We start from the raw sequence: 21,024 nt of genomic DNA on the forward strand, positions 1-21,024 counted from the left end.
CATGTTTCCCTTACGGGGCATACACCTGCAAATTTGCGTATTCCGCGATAAGCGGGGCCATCTGGCGGAAGCCCAGCTTGCCTTTCCCAAGCAGCGGCCCCCAAGTGGTACCGTCATCCTTAAAACTGAACAACAATAGATCATTTACGGCAAATTGCACATACGGCCCTTGCTTCAGCAGCTGCATCCGGTATGGCCCCTCCGCATCCGCGGCGTCCGGGATCGGATCCGCGCCTTGCGCAATGAGGTGGAAGCCGTAGCTTTTCCGCAAATTGCAGGTATGGAAGCTTCTTTCCTCCGCGTGTCGCCTGCGGAAATAGGACACATGGAACGCGTTAATATCTCCGTGATGATACTGGTCATAAATGCCGCTGCGACCGGCTAATCCGGAATCAAATAAATCCTGTCCTTCTATTCCCCCCGCGCAAAAAAATAGAATAGCTAGCCCCGGCTCGCGGACCGGCCAGAAATCCCACGTGACTACGAAATCCGGCGGGAATTGCTCCGGGCACCAGAACACCAGATTGGCTGATTGTCCCTCTTCGGGGTCACGCGTGCTTTCAAGGCGCATGCGCCCCATCGGGAAGGTGACGGCTGCATCCCCTTCCATCCGGAAATCCGATACGTCCTCAGCCGAGCAGAGCGGGTTATTATAAATCATTCTCCATCCGGCCGGAATCAGCATGCTTCTTACCGTCGTTGCTGTTGTCATCGTCAAGTCAACTCCTTAGATATTGCTCCCGAAGCTTCGGCAGATGGTCTGCGATCAGCTCCAAGGCGATAATCGTATTCAGCGACCATTGGGCTGCTTCATTCGTATTCATCCAGTCGATTTCCTGCAGAACGTCAAGGTGAGCAACCGTCGCGGCCTCCTCCTGAAGATTCACGGCCGCAAACGGATTGCCAAGCAGAATGTCCCAGCATTGCCGAGCCGTTGCTTCATCCTTCCTGTAATAAGCGCCGTAAGCAACAATCGCCGCGCTGAGCACCGGATGCTCGAAATGCGTTGTGCTGATCTGGCCCTTCGTCAGCTTATCCTTCTCATCCTGCGTCTTGTTGTAATAAACGCCAAGCTCCGCAAGCATCTCTTCCCATTCCGGATCCCTCAGCATGCCGGCCAGCTCGAACCATACCTGCGGTCCGCCCATGCAAATCGCGAGATGCCTGCCCCAGTTATCGTCGCCCATCGGCGTCAAGACACCGGTCTTTGGATCATAGCCATAAGTGGGGCCGGAGATAAGGCGGTAATTGGCACCTTTTATACTGTTAATGCCGACCAGAATTTTGTCCCGGTAAGCCGCACTCTCGTAACGCTCCCATTGCGTCATCCAGTTCGAGCTGAAGGCCGCCCAGTCGGGACCTACCCGGATGTGGGTCGGATGCTCGTCTTTCGGGAAGTAATACCGCATCGGGTCAAGATTAACGGTTGTAAAATCCGAGTCTTTCGTTTCGTTCATCATATCGCCGATCCGCTCATCCGCCGTCAGATAATAATAGTAACGGTGCAAGCCGGCCATGCCGATTCTCGCTTCTTTGCAGCCGCAGCCCCAATGGACCACGTTATGGCGCGAGCCAAGCCCGGCATATTCGCCGAAATGATAGACGTCTACCTCGCTTGTATGCCTGGTCATCGCTTCCGCCATCCGGAAGATGTCTTCGCGGCCCGTTCGCAGAAACATGATCCACAGCCACATGTTGGGCGCAAGCTCCGTGTTCTGCCAGGCGCAGCCGCCCAAATCATAATTCCAGACATGCCGTACCGCATCGTAGCTGTGCATGTAATCGCCGTAATCCCACAATCCGTACCATTTGCGCTGCTCGACTTCCTGCTGGTAAAAAGCAATAATGCCGTCCAGCCTCGCTTCAAGCTGCCGCTTTTCTTCGGTCGAATGATCCGGCAGGCTCCATATGCCGAAAGCTCGTGCTTCATGGTAATAAGATGGCTCGCATATAAGCAGGGCCGGATGATCCGTTTCCTGCCGCATGAACTCCAGGAGCTCCGGCCCCGGCGTTTCTTCCGTACACCAAAGCGTCAGTTCATTCGTGTTGGCGATGCCGTATGGCGTTGCGCGCAGCTCCTCCGCCCCTTCATAGGACGATTCCACATGGGTCTTCGTATCGTAATGCCTCATGTCCATCGGCTCGCCTTCCGGCGTCCATAACCATACGGTAAACGAAGCCTTGTCTCCTGATGCCCCATGAATCTCAAAGCCCGATGGATGCTTTCTCCAGAAATGACGCAGACCGCAGGCAAGCCCTCCTCCTTCGCTGCCAACAAAAGCAAGCCCTCCCGCCCGGTGGCCATCCGTGACCTTTACCCAGCTGCAGCCTTCGCCGGTTCTTTTCCAAATCCGGTAATGCTCGGACGACTGCTGCATAAGCTTGAAGCCGTCCCATGTCGCCGAGTCATCCAGCAAACCAAGGAAGTACGCATCCTCCGAAGGATCGAAGCCGACTCTGCCGCCAGCAGTCTGCCGTTCGAACAGCTCACGGTACTTCCCTTTTGTTCTCCGGGTATGAAGGGTTTTCGGAGATTCCGCGAATAGTCCGTTGTCTCCGGAGAAACGGATATGACGGTTATATTGCTCCCCCCTCATGGGAACGGCAAAGCGAATGCCAAGTCCCTTAATAAAATCCTCGTTCGGGTTGCCGTCGTAAAAAAACGTATGAACAATCCGGATCGTCTCAAGTCCCGCGTACAGATAGAGCCTCATGGAAAAAGGAAGCCATTCCCGCGAACCGGCGGCTGCTTTCCGGTGCCTGCCGTCGATCTTCACAACCGCGCGAATCGGACCCTCCTGCTCAATAGTTAACCGGTGCACCCGGCTTTCAAACGGTTCCTGCCGGACCGTTCGGACGCCGGATACCTCGCTTGAGCTCTCTCTTATGCAGACCAGCTCTCCGCCGCTGCATAGCTCTACCCCGTTCCGGGTAATGCCGCGCAGCCAGCTGCTGCCCTGCTTGCCAAGCGTACAGACGATGACGCCGGTATCCAGTCGAACCTCATCATCCGTCTCCGTCACTTTAACCGTGAAAGGGGCAGCTGCCGCTTCCCCTTTCGTCAAGGTATAAGCTTCCGCGCCGCCGTCAGCGCTTACCGCTGCGTGAGCGGACCATTTTACGCTTCCGTCCGGCCAATAGGCGGTCGCCCAGTGCTGCATCGGCACGGGCTCGCCCAAGCTGGTTGTAAGGCTCAAAGCCTCGTCCCGCCCAAGCTCGCCTTCCTTCCACGGAATTCCCCACGTCATCCCGACCGGCTCTGTACTCTGATTTGACGATAAGCTGTGCAACTGAATCTTAGCCGCCATTTGCCCTCATCTCCTTTGTCGTTTGGCCCCATTGTAGAAGCTGGAGGATTAACGCTCAATGAGACAATATTGCGGAAGGGCTCCACGACGGTTTGCACATTATTGCAACGTTTGCACGATCTTGCTTACAGGTGCTGGCTTTGCTCTCTGTAGCTGGTTGGCGTCATGCCCTCCAGCTTCTTGAAAATCCGGTTGAAGTAGCTATGCTGATAACCGACCTGCTCGGCTACGTCATTGATTTTTAGCTCCGATTCACGCAGCAGCTCCTTGGCCTTCTCGATTCTAAGCTCGGTCAGATAGTCGATGAAGTTTTTTCCGGTCACCACTTTAAACGATTTGCTCAGGTAAAACGGATTGGTGCCGATATGTTCCGCGCAGTTATCCAGCGAAATATCCTGCCTGTAATGCTGCTGCATATAGATCATCGCCGCTTCGATCAGCCGTTTAACCTCGGAGCCCGCCCGGCAGGACAGCTCCTTCTGGTAAGGAGCAAGCACTTTATCCCCGAACCAGGTCAGCATCCGCTTCGGCTCCCGGATTTGGGAAAGCTGCTCATACAGATTAACGCCCTGGAACAGCCTGTTCGGATTAACCCCGGATACCATGATGACATGCTGGATATTGCCGAGCAGATGAAGCATCCCCTGCTGCACGTCGATTTCCTTGGCACCGGCGCAGGATAACGCTCCAACAAACGCGCTAAGCAGCTCGCTTGCTTCCTCTTCCTTGCCCGTACGAAGGGCTTGAATAAGCTCCCGCTCCAAGGTAAAAGGATACTGCGGCTCCGCCCAGGCTTCTCCGCCTAACACGCCCTGCTCCATATCGATAATCTGGTTGGCATTATCGCAATTGCGGTAGCTGACCGCCTGCTTGACCCGCTCGAACTCGTTCGGCAGATCGGAAATATACGCAGTCTGGCGGCTGACCGCCATAGTTACCCTCATCCGCAGAATCCGGTTCACCGAAGTCGTCAGCTCCTCGCTGAAGGCTTCAACCGCCTGCTTATACGAGCCTCCTTCCGGAATAAAGAGCATAATGCCTGCCGTTAAATCATGAAAGTTCAGCGTGTCGCTTTGCTCGAAATGCTTGGACGCCAGCTCCTTCATCATATTAACGGCCGCAAACGTGATCAGCCCTTCGTCTCCGCTGCGGAATTTTTCGTCCATATTCGCGATACCGTTCAGCTGAATGAACAAGACGGCAAAATGACGGCCTCGCACCTCCCATTTGAACTTTTCCATGCGGCGCAGCAAATCTTCCTCCGAATACGCATAGAGATAACCCTGCAGCAGCTGATGCAGGAAGCTTTCCTTCACATGCGGAAGCTGCTCCGCCAGCTTCGAATTCAGCTCAAGCCGCTCCTTATGAAGATGCTGATATTGCTGCTCGATAAGCGCAAACTCATCCTCCTTGCCCGTCCATGCCGCTCCGCCGGAATACCCTCCAAGCAAATTCGCGAGCCGCTTGACCGGCGAATAGATCCGGTGGGAAGCGAGCCAGGATAACATAGCCGCCAGCAGCAAGGCGATCAGGCTTACCGTAATAACAAGCTTGGAGATAAACATCACCGGCGCGATGATGCTGTTGATCGGAGAGGCCGAGACGTACAGCCATTCATCCGAGATTCGCGACAGGCTGCCGTAAGACACGGTGTAGGTCGAACCCTTCCAGTCGAAGAAGAAGGAGCCTTTCTCCGACTTCATGCCATTGATCTTCTCGCGCAGCGCCTCCACGAACGAATCATTGGAAGCGCTTCCGTTTGCTGAAACAAAAAGGTCGCCCGATTTCTGTTGCAGGAACGCTTCGCCTTCGTAATACGGGGTCATCGTCTGAAGCAGACTGGCAATCTTGTCGCTGTCAAACCGGAAGACCAGCACGCCAAACGGATTGGGACTTCCGCCCGGAATATGGTGCACGAGCGTCAGGTCCTTCTGATCCGGATGTTCGGAATCAAACGCCCACTGGGTCCAATAAGTCAGGTTTTTACCGTGTATCAGCTTGCTGTATAGGCTTAAATCCTGCTGATCCTGCAGCGGCGTATATTCAGGATTAAACAATACTTGGCTCTTCCCGCCAACAAACAGCTCGGCTTTCTTGACCAAAGCGTTCGAGCCCTGCATGGCGATCAGCGTCTTTGTTATATCGTCGGTTCTCTTGAAATCGCGGACAAAATCAAGTCCGTTTAAGCTATAGTCGAATTTGTTGTCGAATGCCCAGTGGGAAAGCAGAAGCTCCAGGTTGCTTAACTGATCATCCATTTGCTCGGAACGTTGTTCAATCTGCTGGTAGTGAAGCTGCAGCAGCTCGCTTTCTACCCGGCCGCCGGCCATCCAATAGATAAGTCCTCCGATAATAAGTCCGGGAATGCCGGAAACGATGAAAATCATAATTAAGCTTTTTCTAAAAAAGCGTCCTTTGCCGGAATCCGTGCGGTTCCGCCAAATTTTCTTTCCATGGAGCATCCTATTCCCCCATTCCTTTCGGTTATAAAGTTGACCTTATAATAGATTCCAAAAAAAGGGAAGCATGAAAATCAGACTATTTTGTACGAAATTCAGAGTTTTTTCCGGTCATGCCAAAGCACCCATCCTCCCGAAGGAATTTTGATGGGTGCTAACGGCCAGTTTATTTATTTCGCGGAAGCTGCGTACAGCTCGTTCATTTCTTTCACCAGATCGTCGCCGCCGGATTTCTTCCATGTCTCGAAGGCCGCCATCAAACCCGCTTCATCGGTTTGACCGACGATAAACTTGATGCGCGCATCGTTGATGATGTTGTCCAGCTGCTGGCCCTTTTGCGAGTAAATGTCGGAGATAAACGGTTCAGCCGGGTTGGCAACAATGTATTGCTCGGCTTCCTTCTGAATTTCCGTCGTTTGCAGACGAAGCGGCGTTTGCTGCACGACGCGCCCACGGCCAGCCGGGATGAACGGCAGCATCTGGTTAAGGCCTTCCACCTCGGATTCCAGCAGGGCAGCATCCTTGGTAGGCACGATAAATTCTCCGTCCAGCGTATAATGCTTGCCTTCAATACCGTACCCGGCCAATGTCGTCAAATCGTCATCATTCATTTGATCCAGGAACTTCAGCACGCGCTTCAGCTCTTCCTCCGTCTTGACCGTCCCTTTCGGAATCGCCAGCAAGCCTGCGAAGCCCGATGTCGGCAGCGCTTTCAGCTTGCCGTCCGCTCCCGTTACGCCAATCATATTGTCCATGTATTGGGCATCCGGATTATCTTTGTTTTCCTTGGCAAGCGCCGCGTGAATCTTATCTTCAATCCGTCCGGCCGTATCGGTTACGTCAACGATAACGCCGGCCTGGCCGTTAACGACCGGATCTACCCATTTCGCGGAGTCGAATACCGCAAAGTCCTGGTTGATCAGCTTCTCGTCGTACAGCTTTTTCATAAATTTAAGAGCTTCCAAATACTCTGGCGTCTGATGCTCCGGCACCAGCTTGCCGTCTGCAACCCCCCATTTGTTTGGCGCGCCGAACCACAGCTTGATCGTATCGAAGGCGCTTGCCCAGCCGCCGGTCCATTTTACCAGCACCATGCCGTACGTATCGTCCTTGCCGTTTTTGTCCGGGTCTTTCTCCTTAAACGCTTTCAGCATGTTATAGAAATCGTCGATCGTCTTCGGCTGCTGAAGGCCAACCGCTTCCAGCCAATCCTTGCGGTAGACAATCCCGTTGCGGCCAAGGGCGCGGCCGCGATAGATGCCGTAGTTTTTGCCATCGATCGAGGAATTGTTCATGATAACCTCATTCGCTTGGCTAAGGTTAGGATAGTCCTTCAGATAAGGGCCAAGCTCCCAGAAAGCGCCGGAACGAACGGCGTTTACAAAGCTGGGATCCTTGGAGCTTGGTACGTATATAATTTCGGGAAGCTTCGTTGAAGCAAGAGTAATGTTGAATTTGTCCCCGTAGGAGGCGTTAGGCACCCATTCCAGGTGAATGTTCGTATTGGTCTTCTTTTCGATCTCCGTCACTACGGGACCGTCGTCTTTAGGAAAATTCGTCTTGAAGATCGGCAGCATGATGCTGATGTCCAGCGGCTTCTCGGCGGCCGCCTCGGTTGTGGCTGCGGCGGTTGCCGCCGCGTCTGCCGATTGTTCCGGCTTAGCCGTATCTTCTTTGTTGCCGCTGCAGCCCGCAATCGCTGTTATGGCCAATGTTCCGAGAGCTGCCGTTGCTACCCATTTCTGCGTCTTTTTGTTCATCATTACCAACGCCTCCCTTAATTTTTAATTTGTTATATCGCAATCCGTATTACCCCTTGACCGAACCGATCAAGACCCCTTTGGCGAAATGCTTCTGAAGGAACGGATAGACGAGCAGAATCGGAATGGTGCCAATAACGATAACGGCCATCTTGATCGATTGATCCGGCGGTGCCACAAAATTCGGATCCATGGAATTGATGTCGCCGGCGGCGGTCTGCGAGAGCAGTACGATTTGTCTGAGCATCACCTGCAGCGGCCATTTCTGCGGATCGTTGATGTACAGCAGGGCGGAATAGAAATTGTTCCAGTGCCCTACCGCATAGAAAAGCGTAAATGTCGCAAGCACCGGCATCGAAAGCGGCAGGACGATTTTCCACAGCAGTCCCAGCTCGGTACATCCGTCAATCCTGGCGGCCTCCTCCAGCTCGGCGGGCAGCTCCTGGAAAAAGTTTTTCACGATAATCAAGTTAAAAGCGCTGATTGCGCCCGGGAGCATCAAGGCCCAAAAGGAATCAAGCAGATGAAGATCTCGGACAACCAGATAGGTTGGGATAAGTCCTCCGCCGAACAGCATCGAGAATACGATCAGGTTAAGCACCGTATTTCGCCCCATCAGATTACGCTTGGACAAGGCATAAGCCATCGTCACCGTAAAGAACAGATTCACTGCCGTGCCCACTACCGTTACATAGAGAGACACCTTAATGCTTTGCAGAATCGTATCGGTCGAGAAAATAAACTGGTAAGCCGCGGTGGTGAACGTCTTCGGGATGAGGAACACGGCTCTCTTCGTTAATTCCGCATCCGATGCGAAGGATCCCGCTATGATGTAGATAAAAGGCAGCACGGCCAGCAGGCTGATGACGCTTAGCAGGATCACGTTCGTTATATCGAATGCGGTCCCGGATGCGCTTCTGTATTGTTTTGCCACGGCTAATCCCTCCTTCCTTCCAGCCTTTTAATAGATGCCGGATTGTCCGAAACGTTTGGCCAGCCAGTTCGCTCCAAGCACAAGCGTGACCCCAATAACCGCTTTGAACAAACCAACCGCCGTACTATAGCTGAACGCCCCTTGCGTGATCCCCATCATATAGACATAGGTGTCGAACACTTCGGCAGACTCCCTATTCAGCGGGTTCAGCATCAGGAAGATCTGTTCGAAGCCGTTGTCGAGCACGTCGCCCATCCTCAGAATCAGCAAAATAATTATCGTGCTGCGGATCGAAGGAAGCGTAATATGCCAAAGCTGCCGCCACCGGTTCGCCCCGTCCGTAATCGCCGCTTCGTATTGCTCGACATCCACCCCTGCAAGCGCTGCCAGAAAAATAATCGTCCCGAATCCGGTTTCCTTCCAGATGGTCTGCATAATAATCATTGGCCTGAACCAGTCCGGACTGGCGAGAAAATCGATTTTGGCACCCGTATACTTGAATAGAAACTCGTTAATCACGCCGCCTTCTGTCGTCAGAAAGACATACGTCAAGCTGGCTACGATAACAAGCGATATAAAATGCGGGATGTAGATCAGAGTTTGTACGATTCTTTTGAAAAACGCCAGCCTCAGCTCGTTTAATAGAAGAGCTAATATAATAGGCGCCGGGAAGTAAAACACCAGATTGTACAAGGAAAGTATTAAAGTGTTTCGCAGAAGCATGAAAAATTCGGGATTCGTGAAGAACACCCGGAAATGCTCTAGTCCCACCCAATCGCTCTTCCAGAAGCCAAGGAAGGGCTGATAGTTTTTGAACGCCAGCAGTACGCCCCACATGGGTACGTATTTGAAAATAATGAAATATAACAGGCCTGGAGTTAAAAGCAAGTACAGCCACTTGTCTTTCTTGAGTCTCGCCAGCACGTTAGGTCGCGTTCTTGTACGAATGGTTGTCGCCTGCATCCGTTCTGCTTGGCCGGGAGCAGCCGCCTGCTTCATTTGAGGTCACCTCCAAGTATGGGTTGCATCGCATGACCTCATTATTAAACCTCCCTTGCCTTTCCGCCAATCGGACATTTTTGAGAAAACCCTTTAAAAGCCTTGCCGCAAGCGCAAATCAAGATAATGCAAACCCGGCAAAATAGTAGAAGGTCCCGTCAAACCAGGCAAAATTGTACGATTGTTCTATGCCGGATTTCATCCAACATACGAGCTCTCAACTAACCTATTCCTACCTTTTAGGTGAATTTTACCTGCAAAGGCGCACCCAGCAAAACAACTTTGTTTTGTTGCTTGAGTCCGGTTCTTACGCGAAAAAGCATCGCCTTCCGAAAAACGGAAAGCGATGCTTCTTCTTTTGATATTATGATTTATTTTTGAATGGATGCCGCTTCAATGTCGCCGTATGCCCAATAGCTTGCCGGAACATCCTTCCACGAAGAAGCTCCGCCGCCGGATGGGCTAATGCCCAGCGAACGGTTAATTACAACAACGGCTTCGGCGCGAGACAGCGTGCGATCCGGACGAAACGTGCCGTCGGCGTAACCCTTGATATAACCGGCTCCTTCGGCTGCTTTCACCGCTTGCTCCGCCCAGTGACCGGTCGTATCCGCGAAGCCTGCGCCTAATTTGAAGCCGCCGCCGGCCAGACGCACGGCAAGCTGTGCCATCTCGGCACGCGTAATCGCCTTCTCCGGACGGAACGTACCGTCGGTATAACCGTTCATCAAACCGGCTGCAGTAGCTTTGCGGATTGCATCCGCTGCCCAGTACCCTTGCTTGACGTCGCTATAAGCGCGGCTATCTTCTCCCGTCGTGGCGTCCTGCGCAATACGCGACAGAATGGTCGCCATCTCCGCGCGGGTAATCGCCTTCTCCGGCTTAAACAGATTGCCATCAAAGCCATTCATGTACGCGGCCGTAGCCGATCCCGAAGCTTCGCCCAGCTTCACAAGAGCGAATGTGCTGAATTTCGAGTTCTTGAATTGAATGCCCTTGCCGCCTTCAACATCAATAACAGTGCCTTGCTTGTATTCTACCGTACCATCGCTATGCTCGATGAAGACGCCGATATGCGAAAGCGCTTCGGAGCTCCAATCTCCGGCAGGAAGCGGCAGCACAAGCGTTGTCTCTCCTTCAGGCAGGTTTGTGTCAATATCCGCCGGAATGCCGATCAGCGTTATCTTGCTGTCCTTGACGGCTGCGGAAACAACCGTGGACAGATTGGCGCGGCGTTCGAGCTGCGCCTTCTTCTCGTTAACCTGCGAAATAACGAAGTGTACCTCCGTGTTTACGTTTTTCAATACGGCATTAGGCACATGGATCTTCGCGCCGGACACGTCAATGTCCAGATCAAGTCCGCTGGCTGCAAGCTGTTTGACCGCTTCCGCATCCAACTTCACGGCTGTCTCTGCCGCTTGGCCCTTCGAATCCGGCACCACCAGCTTCAAGGCGCTTGCTCCCGATGCCTTGCGCGCGTCAATCAGTGCCTTCGCCTCCGTGGCAGCCAGCGTCAGCTCATCGCGCACCGTGCCGTCCGGCTGCGTCGTGCGAATAACTTTAGGCGCTGCAGGCTCAACCGGCGGAGTTGCATTGCCTCCGCCTCCGGATACCGGCGGCACGCTTGCTTCCGCAGCGGTAAACCGCAAGGCATCGGCAAGCATCAGCTCACCGGACTTATTGACCACGCGGATCGTATGCGAACCCGCGGTCAAGCCCGAGACGCTGTACAGGCTTACTTGCGAGTCGCGGCTGTCCGCATAAGCGTTAACCGTCTTCTTCAGCTCGCCGTCTATATAGACTTCCATCTCGCCTTGCTTTGGTCCAACCGGCGACAGCAGCTCGATGCCGGTGCCTTTAAACGTATAGGAGAAGGCTGCTCCTTCCGCCGCGGACGCATGCGCGTCGTCGCCGTAATCGCCCCGGAAACGGAGCGTCAGCTTCGTTGTTCCGACCGGCTGAGCGGCCAAGTACTGTTGCTTGATGGTCAACACATGATCTTCAATCGTGTAATCAGTGCCGCGAACAAGCGCCGCTCCCCCGTTATAGATGCCGCTCAGGCTGTCCGGACTTGCCAGCAGATTAACGCTGACGTCAGCCGGCGCGTTCTTCGCGAAGTCCGTCGAGGAGACATCGATCAGGTCCGGCAGCTGCACGCGCAGCGCGTCGAGCAGCATGAACTTTCCTGATTTCTTCACGGCTTTAATGGTATGGAAGCCGTTTGTCAAGCCGCGAACCGTATACACGGTCCGCTGCGGAGCGTTGTGCGCACCCGCTTCGTACGTGCTTACATTGCCTTGGCTGACCCCATCGATGTAGATTTCTACGTTGCCTTGACCCTCGTCAACCTCGGTAATGTAGTCGATCCCCGTACCTTGGAACGTATACGTGAAGAAGGAATCGTTATTCTCCGTCCACTGCACGTCATCCTTGTAGTCGCCGAGACCGCGGCCGCTGCTGCGGTTCCAGCTGCCCGTATAACGGATGCCCGGGTCGTCGTTGTTTACGAAGACGTAACGGCCGGGCGAAGCCGAATTAAGAACGGTAAGCGAAAGCGTTCTTGGGCTGCTGCCCGAGAATTCGAACGACAAGCTTGCGTCTCCAACCGGCAGCGATGCCAAATAGGATTTGGCGATACGGACAACATTTCCGTCAACCGCATAATCCGTTCCTTCGGTCAAAGCATTTGCGCCGTTCTTAACGCCGGTCAGCTCGTTAGAGTCGCCTAGCGTCAGCGTAACCGCAAGATCTGCCTGAGCGGCCGGGCGTTTATCGAACGAAGCCGATACCGGGCTAATAGAAGTTCCGCTAACGGCTACGGACAACGTCTGTGCGGCTCCTCCCGCGAATTTGAAGCTGAGAGCCGCGGATTGACCGGATGCCTGCTGCGCCAGATAAGACGATTTGATTGTCACGACGCCGCTTGATACCGTATAGTCTGTACCCGACTGCAGGGATGCGGTGCCGTTGCTGATGCCCGTGAAGGAGCTTGCGCCGAGTTGCAGCGGAATCGTAATATCAGCCGGCGCGTCCTTATTGAAGCTTGTCGCCGAAGGGCTGCCGAGCAGCGTATCCGCCGTGACTTTAAACGCGTCGAAAAGGAAGTAATATTGGCCGCCGGCATTCCGGACTGCCCTCAGCGTATGCGTGCCTTGCGGCAAATCCGCCACGCTGAATACGGAATGCTGTCCAACCTGGTCGTTGCCGTAAGAATCAACCGTCGAATGGAAATTTCCGTCGATATAGATATCAATCTTGCCGCTGCTGGTGCTTTGCTCCGATAGCAGCTCAATCCCCGTACCCTCGAACGTGTACGTTAACTCCGGCTCGGAACCGTCCGGCTCGCCGTAATGCACGTCGCCCATGTAATCGCCGAAGGACCGCCCGGTGCTGTGACCCCATTTGTTGGCGTAAGCAATCGCCGGATCATCATCGTTGATCGTAACCGTATAGGAGGAAGCCGCAGCCTCTTCCGAAACCGACGAACCGTCGCCAGCGCCGGAATCGCCGCCGGTGCCCGTGTCCACGGAAGAGCCGCTGCCCGAGCCCGGCGAGTCCGTGATGACAACGGACAAGTCCTGTGCGTCGCGCACAAGCTCGTTGCCGCCGTTGCGCGTCCATTCTCCCGTATATTTCATGCCGGTGTCGTCATCGTTAACGATCGAGGTCCCGTTTTGCACCGTCACCTTAAACAGGCGCGATGCGTGCGGCTCGAGGAATAAAGGATCAATGCCGGTTGCCGAGCTGCCCATTTCCTTATGGCTCCACAGGTCGCGGATCGAACCGGTGCCGCTAAGGCCGATATCGCTCCATTTCACGCCAACCCGCGCGCCTTTGCTGCCCAGATTGAACAACGCCACCGTATACGTGCCGTCACCGTTATTGGCGTACCAAGCTTGCTGATCGGTATCCATCGATACCGGGTGAATCGGATGACCCGCTTGGTTGACGGCGATTACCTCATCGTTCGTATAAAGGGATAAGCCGTAATCATCCAGATTGGTTAAATCGTCCCCGGTATAAAATTGCGCTGCCGAAGCGGCCCACAGCGTAGCGGCCGTCTGCCGTTCATCCTTCGTCAAGCCCGACGTTTCGCCGTTGCCGACGTTCAGGGAATCGAAGTCGTTCCAGCCGCCGGGTCCGGCGTCGCGCCACCACAGCGCCGCGCCAGGGAACAGCCTCGCAATGTTGGCCCATTGCGTCATGCCGATATTCGGATCGTACGCCTCAACGTCCCAATCGATACGCCAGCCGTTAGCGTATTTCTTCCAGTAATCCACGTAGTTGTGATCAAGCGCCCAGCTTAGCTCCAGCCAGATGCCGTGCTTGCTTAACGCCTCGGACCACGCTTTAACGTCGCCGCGCGCATCGATGCTCTCGTCGTTATGGCCGGAGCCCGGCGTCACGCTGTCGAACTTGACGAAGTCGACGCCCCACGACGCAATCAGATCGGCAACGGAGTCGACCCATTTTTGCGCGCACGGATTACTGAAATCGATCTTGTAGCCGAGATTCCAATAATCGCCGTATTTATAAGGTTTCACGGCGATGTCGCCGATTGTGCAGCCCGGAGCTCCATAGATCGGCAGGTCGCGTTGAACCGCATCCGGCGAAATGCCGGGAATCATATAGATGCCAACCTTCTGCCCGTTGGCATGCACGTAATCGATAAGATTCTCGAAGCCGTTCGGGTACTTCTCCGTGCTCGGAACAGGCCGTCCGTATTCGTCCATGCTGCCGTTCCAGCCCGCGTCGATATTAATGTATTCATAGCCATGCGACTGCAGCTTTTCATGCATCGTATCGGACATCAGCTTAATTTTATCTTCCGAAATCCAGTTGCCCGACGGACCGTCATACACCTGCATGCTGTAGCTGCTCCAGCCCATGTAAGGCTTCTGCGCCAAGCCATTGTCGGCCGCCTCCGCAACGTTCGTCCGCGGCGGAATGAAGCCGATTTGCGCCAGGACGGCGACTACCAGCAGTATCCCCATCCACGCCCTGTTCCGGCGTTTTGCTTTAACGCTCAATCTTTGCATCCCCTTTACCCAAGTTATTCGGCAGCGCTGCCCGCATGTTATGTAGAGTTGCTCTCCAATGCGGTCCCATTATGAAAACGCTTACCGTACAACCGATTGTAGCGGTCCCCCGCTTGGGAAGGTAGGTACATCTTGGTCGTTTAGCGTACCTTATTCCCGATTTCGGGGGTACAAATTGCCTTTTAATGGACAATTTTACCTGTATGGCGGTTGATTAAGGAAAAATAACGCAAACGGGACGCTGCGGAGCCCAAGCCCGCATTGTCCCGTTTGCCATTGCTCTATTGATTTGCCAATTCCGCTGCTTGAGCCGGATTTAAGGCTCCTTCAAACACCTGCAGCTCATCAAGCTGACCTTTGAACGGTGCATCCCACCAGTTCACACCAAGGCTGAAGACCGAATCCGTTCCGGTAAAAATGTCCGGGAAGTTCGAGCCGCTGAATTTCTGTACGCCATTCACATAGACGGTCAAGGTACCGTTATCAACGGAATACGCCAGATGCGTCCATTCACCGGTTGGAATCGTCAGTCCCGCAATGCCGTCGTACCAGACGCCGCTTCCGGACCATACCATTGTATTGTCGCGGACCGGACCTTTTGGCACCAGACTCACCCAGTTAAAACCATCCTTGGCACCAAAAAAGGTTGTCGTATACGTCGTTAACTGATCGGGCTTCACCCAAAGCGATACCGAATATTGATTGCTGTCGATCAGCTTGTTAGGCAGCCGTACGCCGGAATTGCCATCGAGCACGGCGGCCTGACCAACCACGCCTGCCGAATAAGACAACGTACCTCCCGTATTATCGATCCGGTTCCCGGTAACCGACCCGGCACCAAAGCTGCCGGTCGAGTCGCTTACATTGTTTTCGAACGAGTACTTCGCAACCAGCAATGCGTCCGTGTAAGGAAGGACCGTTAAAGCGAAGCTTTTTGCTTCCGATACCGTCCCCTTCGTAACAACCGCCGTTAAAGTTACCGTCGCCGCAAGCGAGCCGGAAGCCGGCCGGGTTACAACGCCCTCGGAAGATACCACGGCCGGATTACTGGATGTCCAAGAAATTGAGGCATGGCGTGCCCCTTCCAAAGGAAGATTCAAATTCGCAATCACGCGGCTTGTATCTCCCACAATTAAATCCGCCAGCACATCCTGAACAATCCGCGAGTCCGTCTTGTCCTCCTGCTTGCTGCCCCAGATCGCAACCCCGTCACTCGACATCGCCGTAAAAGTCATTACAAACGATTCGGACATCGGATCCCAGCCCTTAACGAACACGCCTTTGTACGTCTTGCCGTCCAAGGTCAGCTCGGCATCGTTATGGCCGGTAGTTTTCCATGTACCGTCCTCATCACCCGACACTTTGTTATTCTTGCTTAGCGTAATATAGCTCGACTCCACAATATCGGCCGTTGTTCCTTTACCGTGGTTAATAAACTTATATTCGCCGATCAGATCCTGGCGGTTCGCCTTCTCCAGAGACTCTCCCGAATACCGGTATGGCGCGGTTACGAGCCAGCCGTCCTTGTTCATAAACATTTGATGGACGCGAACCTCGTGAACCTCGCCTTTTTGCGGGAATCTGGAATGGAAGACGAGAAACATTTTGCCTGACTTTGGATCCTGGTAGAAGGAATTATGTCCCGGCGATACATAGCCGTAACCGATTCCGGTTCCCGGGTCCCCTACTTCGCGCTTAAACAGGAAGTTGCCCATCAGCTTATTGCCAACCGCCGAGTTGTCGGTATCTTCCGCAAGCACCGCGCTTTTGCCCGCCGCATCCGTAAAAGGACCCAGCGGATTTTTCGAACGGTACAGCCTCATGTTGTAACCGCCGTCCGCGCCCAGCCATCCGATGGTTTCAAACAAATAATAATAATCCGTCTCTTTGTTATAGACCATGTAAGGGCCTTCGCCGGATTTGTAATAACCGCCCGCAATCTTGGTACCGAAATAACGGTCTACCAGCCGGCCGTCCTTCGTTACCGAATCCTTGCCCGGATAAATGGCTTTGCCGGTCGCCGGATCAATCCGCAGGGTGAAGATGCCGCCTGACCAAGAGCCATAGGACATCCATAGCTTACCGCTCTTGTCGAACATCAGCTGCGGGTCAATGGCATTCGGGTAGTCGATATTGGCGAACGTTCCGTCCGTATTAAACCACTTGTCGCTCTCACCGCTCAGCTTGCCTGACGAGATTAACTGCGGAATGTTGGTATTGGTCCACTTTTTGTTAATGACGCTGTTGGCATCATAAGCTTCATTGGCCGTGAAGCCGGAATACACAAGCGTATCCACATACGTATACGGACCCTCGATATTTTGGGATACGGCAAAGCCAATCGCCGAACGGATATACGTGGAAGACGTGCAATAATAGAGCATATAAGCGCCTGTTGTACCGTCCGCGTTGCGGTAGCCGGCATTCCAGAACACATCCGGCGCCCAGACGGAAAAGCCGCCTTTGCTATCGGAGTCATTCTCGCCCGCCCATTTGAAGGAAGCGGCAAGATTTTGCGAGAGATTACCGTATAAGACGTTATTAGGTGTTGTATATCCGTTGGTGAAGGTCTTCCAGTTCATCAGATCGGTAGACTTGGCCGCTTCGATATGGGAGCCAAACACATAATACGTATCTCCGTCCCGGACGATGGAAGGGTCGTGTACGGACACATTAGTGAAAGCCGGATCCGCCGGCACAGCGCCGGAGCCTGGCTTATTGCCACCCTCTCCGCTTCCCATTGCGGTAAGCGGCATGGTTAATGTCAAAACCAGCATAAGCATAATAAGCTTTTTTAATTTCATAGATTCGCGCATGCTCCTCTCCCCTTATGGAATCATCCTTTTACGGAACCGATCATAACCCCTTTCTCGAAATATTTTTGCAGGAACGGGTACAGCATCAGAATCGGCAGGGACGAAACGATAATAACGCCGTATTTGATCTGGTCTGCATAACGCTGGGCATAACCGCCCGATGCCGCGCCGCCGCCCGTACCCGCTCCGTTCTGGAATACCTGGTTGGACAGCAAAATATCCCTTAGCACGATTTGCAGCGGCTGCAGATTGTTGTCCCGGATATAAATCAGACCGGTAAAGAAATCATTCCAGTGTCCGACCAGGTAATATAACCCGATAACGGAAATCAAAGCTTTGGACAATGGCAAAGCGACCTTGGCAAAATACATGAAATGCGAGCAGCCGTCCATCACCGCCGCCTCGTAAAGCTCCGCCGGCAGCGCGGTCTCGAAGAACGTACGGGCTATAATCAAATAGAAGATATTCACGCAAAACGGCAGAATAAACACCCAGAACGTGTTTGTAATATGAAGATCCTTCATGAGCAGGTAGGTCGGAATCAGACCGCCGTTAAAAAACATCGTGACGACGAAGAGAAACATAATCGGACGTCTCGCTTTAAATTCCTTCCGCGACAGCACGTATGCGGCCGGCATCGTAAACAGCATGTTGACCAGCGTTCCGAACAAGGTGTAGAACAACGTATTCCGGTAGCCGGTCCAAACCCGGCTATCCTGGAATATCTCCTTATACCCAAATAGGCTGGTGCCCTTCGGGAAAAACAGCACCTTCCCCGTCGACACAAGCGTTGAATCGCTAAACGAGGCAATCACGATGAAATAAAGCGGATATAAGATAATGACAAAAATGACCGCGCATAACGCATAAAGCGCGATATGAAAGGCGAGTTCACTCCCTTTCAAGCCCTTGAGCGCCATATGGCCTCCCTCCTTCCTTTCCGAATCAATACAGGCTTGTATTGGACATTTTTTTGGAAGCGGCATTCATCGCAAACAGGAACACGAAGTTGATCAGCGTATTAAACAAACCGATCGCGGAAGCATAGCTGAACTGATTGGACACAATGCCGATTTTGTAGACATAGGTGGCGATAACCTCCGAGACCGGCAGGTTAAGAGCGTTTTGCATCAGGAATATCTTCTCGAAGCCCGTGCTTAATATATTGCCCATGCTTAGAATGAACAAAATAATAATCGTAGGAACAAGCGCCGGAAGATCGACATACCGGATCATCTTCATTCTGCTCGCTCCGTCAATCTTGGCGGAATCATAGAGCTGCGGATCAACGGTAGACAAAGCCGCCAAATAAATAATGCTGTTCCAGCCGCAATGCTGCCAAATATCCGACAGGACATAGACGGGAATAAAGGTATTGGTCGAGGCAATCAGATTGATGTGGCCAAGCCCCAACCCCTTCATCAGATGGCCAACAACGCCGGTCTCCGGCGACATCAGCACGTTCATCATGCCGACAAGAACGATAATCGATATAAAATGCGGCAGATAAACCGTCGTCTGCATCACATTTTTAAATCGCTTGCGGCGGATCTGGTTCAGAATCAACGCTAGAATAATAGGCGCCGGAAACCCGACGATAATGGTCGCCAAGCTGATGAGGAACGTGTTGCGCATCAGATCGGTGAACAGATAGCTGTCAATGAACTGCTTGAAATAATCGATGCCCCTCCACGCGCCGCCGGTCAAGCCTTTCGTAAAATCGAAATCCTTGAAAGCAAGCTGAATGCCGTACATCGGTATATAGTTAAAGATCAGGACAACGGCAATAGCGGGCGCGATCATAATCCATAGCTGGTAATCCCGTCTTAATGCCCGGAGTCCTCCTCCTAATAATCGCATCGGCGATAACCTCCTTTGCCAGCCGGAAACCGGCATACCGCATAAGCGCCGCATGCCGGCTTCCGCAGCTAGTTATTGCTTCTTATATTCGTCGTAGTATTTCTGCATAATTTCAAGATTTTGTTTCAAACCTGCTTTTTCGCTTTCCTTCACATAGCTGTCCCATTCTTCTTCAACGCCGCCTTTTGTTACCCATTTCGCGAAATTCGTGTTGGCCAGGTTCATGACATTGGTGTTGTTCAGACCCATTGTGCTGTTATCGGCGCTTGAATATTTAAGAAAGGTAGGGAACACATCGTTGTCCACGTCGATTTGAATCGCGTCAATCGGCTTCGATTGCTCCAGAACCTCCTGCATATCCTTGCCTAGCGTCAGCTGAAGCGAATCCGGAATATAGAACGCTCCGTTATCCGCCATCGTGGACGTCCATTTCCAAGTGCCGGGGTCCATCTTGGAATCGGCCGGCGGCAGCACGCTGTAGCTTCCGTCGCCGTTATCCTTAATGTTTGGTCCAAGGGATCCGAACAGAACCTGCATGCCCATATCCGGCGCGTACAGCTCGTTAATAAACCGCATGACCGCGTCTTTGTTTTTCGATTTGGCCGACACGACAAGCTGATTAACCCCATAGTTCAAGGAATTGTAGTCATAGCTCCACGATACATTGCTGTCAGGCGTTGCCTTAAGCGGCGACATCGAGGTGTACTGCGGCGCAAGCTGCTCGCCGAAGCGGTCTGACGCGACCCAGCCCATCGTAAAGCCAACCTTCGCCGTATCCCCTTCGCCCCGGGCAACGGACTGGTATTTCGTGTAATCGTGCGTGAATACTTCCGGGTTGATCAGACCGGCTTTATAAAGCTTGTTCAAGAAAACAACCAGCTGTTTGTATCGATCATCGACCAAATAGTTCTTCACGACGCCGTCCTCGACGAAATACCCTTGCGGGCTGCCGTCCGTCAGCGTTATGCCTTCTCCGCCGAGCATATAAGCCGGGTTGAAATAGCCGCCGATTCCGCCCGGCCAGTCCATTGGGATCTCGTCGTTTGGATCTCCGTTGCCGTTCGCGTCCTTCTCTTTGAATGCTACGAGCACATCGTACAGCTCATCCCACGTTGTTGGCATTTGGAGGCCCAGGTTATCCAGCCATTGCTGGTTAATGTATTGGCGGGTAGCCGTGGAAGGCCAATAACGCTGATATTTCGGAAGGCCGTAAATTTTGCCGTCCTGCTGCTCGGCAATTTTCTTCGTTTCCGGCTTCGCATCGAACATCGCCTGAACGTTAGGCAGCTGATCCAGCATGCCCGACAGATCCTGGAATAGTCCTTGGAATTGCGCCATATCCGCATCCGTAATGACATTAGGACCAATAAAGAGATCCGGAACATCTCCGCTTGCCAGCAACGTTCCTTTCTTCTGATCCCAGTCGGCCGTAATTTCCTGCCAGTCAATCTCAACGCCGGCCTTTTCCTCCACCTGCTGCAGCCATTCCATATCCTTAAGCGGTTTCGTCAGAGCGTGCTTGGTCATAATCGCCGTAAGCTTTACTTTCTTGCCGCTATTGCCGCCGCTGCCGGCGGAGCTGTCTGCCGTAGGATTGCTGCCCGCACTGCTTCCGCCATTGTTCCCGCCCGAATTCGAATTGCTGCTGCACGCTGACATAATGGTTGTTGCAGCAAGCATGACGGTAATCATGCCGACTACTTTTTTCCGCATGTAATTGCCCCCTCGATTCAATTAATTAGATGGCAGCCGCATCGGAAGCCGATACGCTGCACCGAGGCATCGTCGCCCGGTACATCCACACTAATCGGTATGGCGATATGCCGTATACGGACAGTTTTCGAAAGGT

General features: G+C 53.2%; 11 protein-coding genes. All 11 read right to left on the reverse strand.

Annotated features, from left to right (window positions below; translation table 11 throughout):
- Positions 1–10: 10 nt before the first annotated feature.
- Positions 11–712 carry a YesU family protein gene (locus CFI03_RS30050; RefSeq protein ID WP_248762699.1) on the reverse strand — a complete coding sequence of 234 codons (702 nt, stop codon included), beginning with the start codon at positions 710–712 and terminating at the stop codon, positions 11–13.
- 7 nt (positions 713–719) lie between these two features.
- The gene (locus CFI03_RS30055) at positions 720–3,308 is read right to left on the reverse strand and encodes an exo-rhamnogalacturonan lyase family protein (RefSeq protein ID WP_248762700.1); all 2,589 of its coding nucleotides are present in this window, start codon (positions 3,306–3,308) and stop codon (positions 720–722) included.
- 125 nt (positions 3,309–3,433) lie between these two features.
- Complete coding sequence (locus CFI03_RS30060) at positions 3,434–5,695, reverse strand: AraC family transcriptional regulator (RefSeq protein WP_349292501.1); 2,262 nt, start codon at positions 5,693–5,695, stop codon at positions 3,434–3,436.
- Positions 5,696–5,937: 242 nt separating this feature from the next.
- Positions 5,938–7,527 carry an extracellular solute-binding protein gene (locus CFI03_RS30065; RefSeq protein ID WP_248762874.1) on the reverse strand — a complete coding sequence of 530 codons (1,590 nt, stop codon included), beginning with the start codon at positions 7,525–7,527 and terminating at the stop codon, positions 5,938–5,940.
- A gap of 49 nt (positions 7,528–7,576) precedes the next feature.
- Complete coding sequence (locus CFI03_RS30070; RefSeq protein WP_201001937.1) at positions 7,577–8,461, reverse strand: carbohydrate ABC transporter permease; 885 nt, start codon at positions 8,459–8,461, stop codon at positions 7,577–7,579.
- A 27-nt stretch (positions 8,462–8,488) separates the two neighbouring features.
- Complete coding sequence (locus CFI03_RS30075; protein ID WP_373312710.1) at positions 8,489–9,460, reverse strand: ABC transporter permease; 972 nt, start codon at positions 9,458–9,460, stop codon at positions 8,489–8,491.
- A 371-nt stretch (positions 9,461–9,831) separates the two neighbouring features.
- Positions 9,832–14,490: a X2-like carbohydrate binding domain-containing protein gene (locus tag CFI03_RS30080; RefSeq protein WP_248762702.1), complete on the reverse strand. Its 4,659-nt coding sequence runs from the start codon at positions 14,488–14,490 to the stop codon at positions 9,832–9,834.
- A gap of 290 nt (positions 14,491–14,780) precedes the next feature.
- Positions 14,781–17,315 carry a LamG-like jellyroll fold domain-containing protein gene (locus CFI03_RS30085; protein ID WP_481857725.1) on the reverse strand — a complete coding sequence of 845 codons (2,535 nt, stop codon included), beginning with the start codon at positions 17,313–17,315 and terminating at the stop codon, positions 14,781–14,783.
- A 20-nt stretch (positions 17,316–17,335) separates the two neighbouring features.
- Positions 17,336–18,235, reverse strand: coding sequence for a carbohydrate ABC transporter permease (locus CFI03_RS30090; protein ID WP_201001943.1), 900 nt, complete (start codon positions 18,233–18,235; stop codon positions 17,336–17,338).
- Positions 18,236–18,260: 25 nt separating this feature from the next.
- A complete protein-coding gene (locus CFI03_RS30095) occupies positions 18,261–19,175 on the reverse strand; it encodes an ABC transporter permease (RefSeq protein WP_248762704.1) in 915 nt (304 codons plus the stop codon).
- A 72-nt stretch (positions 19,176–19,247) separates the two neighbouring features.
- The gene (locus tag CFI03_RS30100; protein ID WP_248762705.1) at positions 19,248–20,888 is read right to left on the reverse strand and encodes an extracellular solute-binding protein; all 1,641 of its coding nucleotides are present in this window, start codon (positions 20,886–20,888) and stop codon (positions 19,248–19,250) included.
- Between the last annotated feature and the right edge of the window lie 136 nt (positions 20,889–21,024).

The organism is Paenibacillus sp. ATY16, from assembly GCF_003399985.2.
Taxonomy (GTDB): Bacteria; Bacillota; Bacilli; order Paenibacillales; family Paenibacillaceae; genus Pristimantibacillus; species Pristimantibacillus glycanilyticus.

Bases quoted from the DNA above. Each gene is read 5' to 3' on its own strand.
- CFI03_RS30095 (WP_248762704.1), bottom strand. From the start codon at position 19,175: ATGCGATTATTAGGAGGAGGACTCCGGGCATTAAGACGGGATTACCAG.
- CFI03_RS30085 (WP_481857725.1), bottom strand. From the start codon at position 17,315: ATGCGCGAATCTATGAAATTAAAAAAGCTTATTATGCTTATGCTGGTT.
- CFI03_RS30055 (WP_248762700.1), bottom strand. From the start codon at position 3,308: ATGGCGGCTAAGATTCAGTTGCACAGCTTATCGTCAAATCAGAGTACA.
- CFI03_RS30100 (WP_248762705.1), bottom strand. From the start codon at position 20,888: ATGCGGAAAAAAGTAGTCGGCATGATTACCGTCATGCTTGCTGCAACA.
- CFI03_RS30090 (WP_201001943.1), bottom strand. From the start codon at position 18,235: ATGGCGCTCAAGGGCTTGAAAGGGAGTGAACTCGCCTTTCATATCGCG.
- CFI03_RS30075 (WP_373312710.1), bottom strand. From the start codon at position 9,460: ATGAAGCAGGCGGCTGCTCCCGGCCAAGCAGAACGGATGCAGGCGACA.
- CFI03_RS30065 (WP_248762874.1), bottom strand. From the start codon at position 7,527: ATGAACAAAAAGACGCAGAAATGGGTAGCAACGGCAGCTCTCGGAACA.
- CFI03_RS30050 (WP_248762699.1), bottom strand. From the start codon at position 712: ATGACAACAGCAACGACGGTAAGAAGCATGCTGATTCCGGCCGGATGG.
- CFI03_RS30060 (WP_349292501.1), bottom strand. From the start codon at position 5,695: ATGATTTTCATCGTTTCCGGCATTCCCGGACTTATTATCGGAGGACTT.